A 5964-nucleotide genomic window follows, 5' to 3' on the forward strand; every position below is an offset into this window, starting at 1 on the left:
GACTGTTCTCTGCTGTAAAATTATAGATCAGTGCTTCGCCTGTTGGGTTCAGCAACCATACACCGCGTTCCGTTCCCATCCATTTACGGTTGCCGCCATCTACGGCAATAGCCGTAACTTTATCATCGCGCAACAGAAACCGGCTATCATATATAGGTTTAACGGCATCGTCTGACGGACCAAAGAAATACGCTACGCCTATATCTGTTCCTACCCACACCAGTCCATCGCGATCTACCGCTATCGAGCGAACGTTTTTACTTGGCAAACCTCCGCTTCCGCTCTGGTCGGTTATATATTCATAGCCTCCACTGGTTTTATCATATACATATATACCTCCACCCTGCGTGGGGTTGGTTATCATCCACACATAACCCGATTGGTCAACCGCTATATCTACCGGGTAACGGCCTGGTATATTTTGCGCGGGGAATGACTGCCACGTGTTATCATCGCCAAGCAAATGCAGAGAATTAAGTGTACCATAATTTGCCACCCACAATCCATCGGTGGAAGACTCTACAGCAGTAACGTTTACAAATTTCCCGGGAGGGTTAAGATTAACCAGCGTGCTGTTTGTTTGATCATATACTATAGCTGATCCATCTTTCTTTTGTTCTTCTACACCCCAACCGAAAGATGCCGCATAGAGTGAACCAGTCTGAGCATTAAGAGCTATATCGGTAATATCAGTCGCGGTGGTTGCACGCGCAGACCACGAGCCATTGGTAAATTCATCAATCAATCCGGCATTGTTCAGCTTTACAAAAGCCGAAGTATAGCCACCGGCAACACTGCGCACAACGCCATCGTTATACTTTAACCGAAACGCAGAAGATTGCGTTGGGCCATTGGAGATGTAACTCGTAAACGCACCACTCGCATCGGAGAGCAGTCCGTTTACATCATCGCCAATCCACAGCTTTCCATTTTCTTCTATAGCAAACAGCGGATCCTGAATACGCGTATCGGTAACTTGCGTTAATACATTGGTTGCGCTTACCTTCCATAGTTTAGCATCAACACCTACCAACAAATTATTGGCAGAGGCATTCAAAAACTGAAACGTTGAACCATTAAAGTAACTTTGCAACACCCAACTACCGGAAGAGTAACTATACAAACCCGATGCGTTGATAGCTGCATATACTATATCATTTAGCACAGCAATAGATTGAATGGCTCCGCTAAATATACCTGCATCAAAACGTTTATAGTTATTAAAGTCGAGCAGGTTGTCCTGTAAATCGCCAGCCAGAACTCCTTTTTGTGTAGCCAGAAAAATGCTGTCGCCCTTAAATGTGCTCGCTATAATTTTCAGTGTTTCACCGGAGGCACCGAGGTCTCGCCAGGTTTCTTTTATTTCTGAGCGAGCGAGGTCAAGAACAAGCACGCCAAAGTCGGAAGAGAGATACGCGAGGCCGTTATGTATAGCTATATGATTTATACTTTTGGTGCCGGTAATAGAAGTGTTCTTCAGCGGATCGAGTGAAGTAACAACGTGATCTTTTATAACATCGATCTTGCCATCTCCATAGGCGATCAGTAATTTTTCTGTAACGGGGTCGTACTGTATATAGGTAATGGCAGTACCGCTTAGTCCGTTCAGTTTAGAGAATGTAGATATACTTTTATCACTTCTGTCAAGCATCATAATACCGTTCACGGCTGCACCATAAACGTATTGATCATCCAACGCTATACTACGAATGGAATTATACGATATATGCATACGCCAGGTGCCGATGGGAATTTCCTGGGCGGGAGAGTACGAAGATAGAAGTAAGAAGTAAGAAGTAAGGAGTAAAAAGCAGCGCGAGTAAATATACCGCGACAGGTATATCTTCATCCGGGTATAAATGCAGGAAGGTTGCTGTGAGAGGTGCATGCGTTATCCGTTCTTTTTTCTGGCCTTCATGCCTTCCATAAAAGATTGTCTGTTGCGTGCTTCATATTCTTTTCGCTCACCCAACATTACTTGTTGTTCGCTTGGCGAAAGTCTGAAAGAGAACGAAGCAAGCTCACCGGTTTGTGTACAGATGGCATGTACTTTTGTTACAAACTCAGCCACAGCCAGCAGGTAAGGCATAGACCCGAACGGTTTACCTTCGTAGTCCATATCAAGACCCGCTACAATTACACGCTTGCCTCCGTTGGCCAATGTATTGCATACCTCTACGATGGCATCGTCAAAGAACTGTGCTTCGTCAATTCCCACCACTTCACAATCTCCTGCCAGAAGTAAAATATCGCTGGCGAAATTTACCGGTGTAGAGCGGATAGCATTTTCGTTGTGCGAAACAATTTGCTCGTGATGATACCGTTTATCTATTACCGGCTTAAAGATCTCAACTTTCTGTTTGGCAATGATGGCACGATTGAGCCTGCGGATAAGTTCTTCCGTTTTACCGGAGAACATGCAGCCGGCTATAACTTCAATCCATCCACCGCGCCCTTGTTCGCGTCTGCTTCCTAAGTGGGGTTCTATAAACATTCGCTAAAATTAAGCATAGGCATGATATTATGGGAGGCAACCCGAGGCATATCGGTATAACAAGTTCTCAAATCTAACTGTCTAAAGTATTATATCTTACAAATCTCTCGTGTCAAATTAATATCTTTAAGGCCGTTAAAACGCATCAATCGAATACCAAGCATGGATGAAAAGATAAGTCTGGAAGCTATAGCCCTCTACGGAGATACATATGCTGAGAATGTGCTGAAGGGATTTTTTTCCTCGAGGGATAGAATCAGCGGGCCGGAGATCCTCAATCTTTGCAACGTTCAGCAGGTAAATCTGTTTGTTGTACGTGAGTTGTTCCGTGCCTGGAAAGAGGAAACTAAAAAACTGAAGAGCGCTTATTTCGATTACGAAAACCCGGATGTAAAGGAAGCACTCGAAAATTTTATGGGTGTTCTTTCGAAGAATATATCCATCGATCGTGCGCACTTTGCTCCCTTGCTAAAGAAGGCGTCTAGCCATACGTTGCTTGCCATTTTCGATCCGTACGATTTCTTCTCCATGGTTGTTACCGGAAAAAACAACAAGCTTGAAGTTGAGCCTTTCCGCGAAGAGATAAAATATCTGAAAGTAAATAAGGCTCCGCTGGAGCGTATGCTGCAGAAACTGGACGAGAAAGGTGCAAAAGAACTTTCGGGCAATGAGGCGTTTGCTATACTTGATCAGATTCTGGAAGAAGTAAACTTTACACCGGAAGATGTAGAAGAGTATATTGAAAAGTTTTCTGCTGTTGTACCGCTCGATCCTGCTCGCTTCTATGTATCCAAGTCTCCCCAGGTAAAACCTCCTGTGCAGGAAGTGCGCCAGCCTGAGCCTCCGCGAGTTAACACTACATTACCACCCAAGCAGCAACCACCGGTTCAACAGAATCGCCCGAATCATAATACACCGGTACAACAAGGTTCAAGTCTTAACGATCGCATGGGTCGCGAAGCCAAACCAATGCTGGCGGGTAACTTCAAGAAGATCATGAAGATTAAAGATAGTCTCACGATCAACCAGAAGTTCATGTTTACCAAGGTGTTATTCCATGGCGACTTTGAATTATTCAGCAAAGCTATAGATCGTCTTGATCAGCTCGACAACGTTCAAACAGCACTACAGTATATAGATGAAGAATATGCCTCGACCTGGGATCGTGACAGCGAGGAGTTTCATGAATTTATGGAGCTGGTAGAGAAGAGATTTGCCTGATATGGCTGGCCTTTCTTTTTGACGATGCGACTAGTCTTGGTTCATGCAACTTTGACCTTCGTTATTCCTTTCTGCGCATCTACCTTCAATTCGAAAAACTTGGTGATAAATGTACTGAGGCGCAGGCCGGCCATCTGTGGCGTATAGTCTTCGGGATAGAAAACGGTGAGCTCGAGTATAGCCCGGATAAACTGATCGTGTTTACAAAATTCTTTTACCCACTGGCGGAAGGTTGAAGGCCACTCTTCATGATATTTTTCCTTTGGATCGCGGCCATCGAAAATAAATTCCAGCTGGTTGTCGCTATAGTTCTTATACCGGTATACACCTGCCAGGTTCAGATAAAACTCATGAAGCTGCTGGTAATCAGAACTGATGTGCTTCTGGATTTTTTGAGCAGGCTCGTCCATTAACCCCAGCGCGTTGAAGCGCATGAGATACTCAACCTTTACATAGTCAACAAGATACTGAAGCAACGAATTTTCAAGAGCAAGTTGTGCCTCTTCAAGAACATAGTTTTTATCGAGTGGGAAAAACTTACGAAGCACTGTCTCTTAAAATATTGGTTTTGCCAAAAGTAAGAAAAACAGGTGAGCCAGTAAATGCGGATCACCTGTTTCGTAAACAAAAAATTTTAGAATTTATCGGCACTGCCAGACTCGCACGATTTTTTATACTGTTCGGGTACATCGCGCAGCATAGAGCCTACCGGTATAGATGGGTAAATCTCTTCCAGCGTTTTTATTTCATTCATAAATACCCTTCGGCTTATCTGGTGGCGGTTCAGTTTACGATGATTATCCAACCCGGATGCCGCCAGTAATTCAACAAAGCTTTCAATGGTATATTTATGAAAGTTTGCCACACGCACTTTCTTGTCGTCAATGTCCAGACCTCTCACGAGGGAAGGATCTTGCGTTGCAACACCGGTGGGGCATGTGTTCTTATTACACTCAAGTGCTTGTATACATCCTATAGCCATCATCATGGCGCGGGCACTGTTACACATGTCGGCACCCAGTGCTATAGCCCGTATCATGTGAAAGCCGGTGAGTATTTTTCCGGAGGCTATAATTCGTACGTGCTTGCGTATATCAAAGCCTTTCAGCATGTTATCTACAAATGCCAGTCCGTCCAGCAAGGGCATACCTACAAAGTTAGAGAACTCTGGCGGTGCTGCACCGGTTCCTCCTTCACCACCATCTACGGTTATAAAGTCAGGGTATGTATCCAACTCTACCATGGCTTTGCAGATGGATATAAATTCACTCTTGCGACCAAGACAAAGTTTAAAACCAACGGGTTTACCACCCGAGAGATCGCGAAGTTGTTTGATGAAAAGCACCATCTCGCGTGGCGTTTTAAATGCGCTATGAAAAGGTGGAGAGAAAACCGTTGTGCCTGGTTTTACATTTCGGATAGCAGCAATCTCCGGAGTATTTTTCTTCGCTGGTAATATACCACCATGACCGGGCTTTGCACCTTGCGATAATTTTAACTCGATCATTTTTACTTCCGGGCGCAGTGCATTTTTCCTGAAAGCTTCCGGAGAAAAATTACCGCCTTCATCGCGCGCACCAAAATATCCCGTGCCTATTTGCCAGATGAGATCTCCGCCATTCTTTACGTGTAAAGGACTTATACCGCCTTCGCCTGTATTATGGGCAAAGCCACCAATCTTCGCTCCGGAGTTCAAAGCTTCCACTGCATTGCCACTCAATGAACCGAAGCTCATGGCCGAAACATTGAGTAAGCTGGCAGAGTAAGGTTGCTTGCAATCTTTATTACCCACCACTACACGCGGGCTATGATCCATGCTGTGAAAATCCAGTGGCACGATGGAGTGACTCATCCATTCGTAACCCTCCGCATAGACGTTGAGTTGTGTACCGAACGGAGTAGTGTCTACCTGCTTTTTGGCACGTTGATAAATAACAGAACGATCGTTCCGGTTTATAGGCGATCCGTCAGTATCAGACTCAACAAAATACTGCTGTATCTTGGGACGCATATCTTCAAATACATAGCGGAGTCTTCCTACAATCGGGAAGTTTCGTTTGATCGATTGCTTCTTCTGCACCATGTCCTGAATGCCCATGCCTATTACAGGCCCTATAATTACAAACCCAAAAAGTGCCGGCAGCCAGAAATAGCTCCAAAGCAAAAGCAGCGCAGTGACTACTATACTGCTTACAATAAAAATTTTTCTCATACGTGCTCTGTATAAAATTAAATTTAGTAAATCCCTT

At 44.5% G+C, this 5964-nt stretch carries 5 protein-coding genes; 1 reads left to right on the plus strand and 4 read right to left on the minus strand.

Annotated features, from left to right (window positions below):
- The coding region (locus VIN08_RS19975) for a two-component regulator propeller domain-containing protein (RefSeq protein ID WP_331968767.1) at positions 1-1888 on the minus strand (1888 nt) is incomplete at its 3' end.
- Between the two features lie 3 nt (positions 1889-1891).
- Complete coding sequence (locus VIN08_RS19980) at positions 1892-2494, minus strand: thymidine kinase (protein ID WP_331968769.1); 603 nt, start codon at positions 2492-2494, stop codon at positions 1892-1894.
- Positions 2495-2656: 162 nt separating this feature from the next.
- On the opposite strand from VIN08_RS19980, the gene VIN08_RS19985 reads away from it, so the two are divergent.
- Positions 2657-3715 carry a hypothetical protein gene (locus tag VIN08_RS19985; protein WP_331968772.1) on the plus strand — a complete coding sequence of 353 codons (1059 nt, stop codon included), beginning with the start codon at positions 2657-2659 and terminating at the stop codon, positions 3713-3715.
- A gap of 41 nt (positions 3716-3756) precedes the next feature.
- Here the strand turns inward: VIN08_RS19985 and VIN08_RS19990 are convergent, their stop codons facing one another.
- Together VIN08_RS19990 and VIN08_RS19995 are read right to left on the minus strand one after the other, a co-directional pair.
- Positions 3757-4263 carry a hypothetical protein gene (locus VIN08_RS19990; protein WP_331968774.1) on the minus strand — a complete coding sequence of 169 codons (507 nt, stop codon included), beginning with the start codon at positions 4261-4263 and terminating at the stop codon, positions 3757-3759.
- A gap of 86 nt (positions 4264-4349) precedes the next feature.
- Complete coding sequence (locus VIN08_RS19995) at positions 4350-5927, minus strand: FMN-binding glutamate synthase family protein (protein WP_331968777.1); 1578 nt, start codon at positions 5925-5927, stop codon at positions 4350-4352.
- Positions 5928-5964 lie beyond the last annotated feature (37 nt).

The organism is Ohtaekwangia sp., from assembly GCF_036568665.1.
GTDB lineage: Bacteria > Bacteroidota > Bacteroidia > Cytophagales > Cyclobacteriaceae > Ohtaekwangia.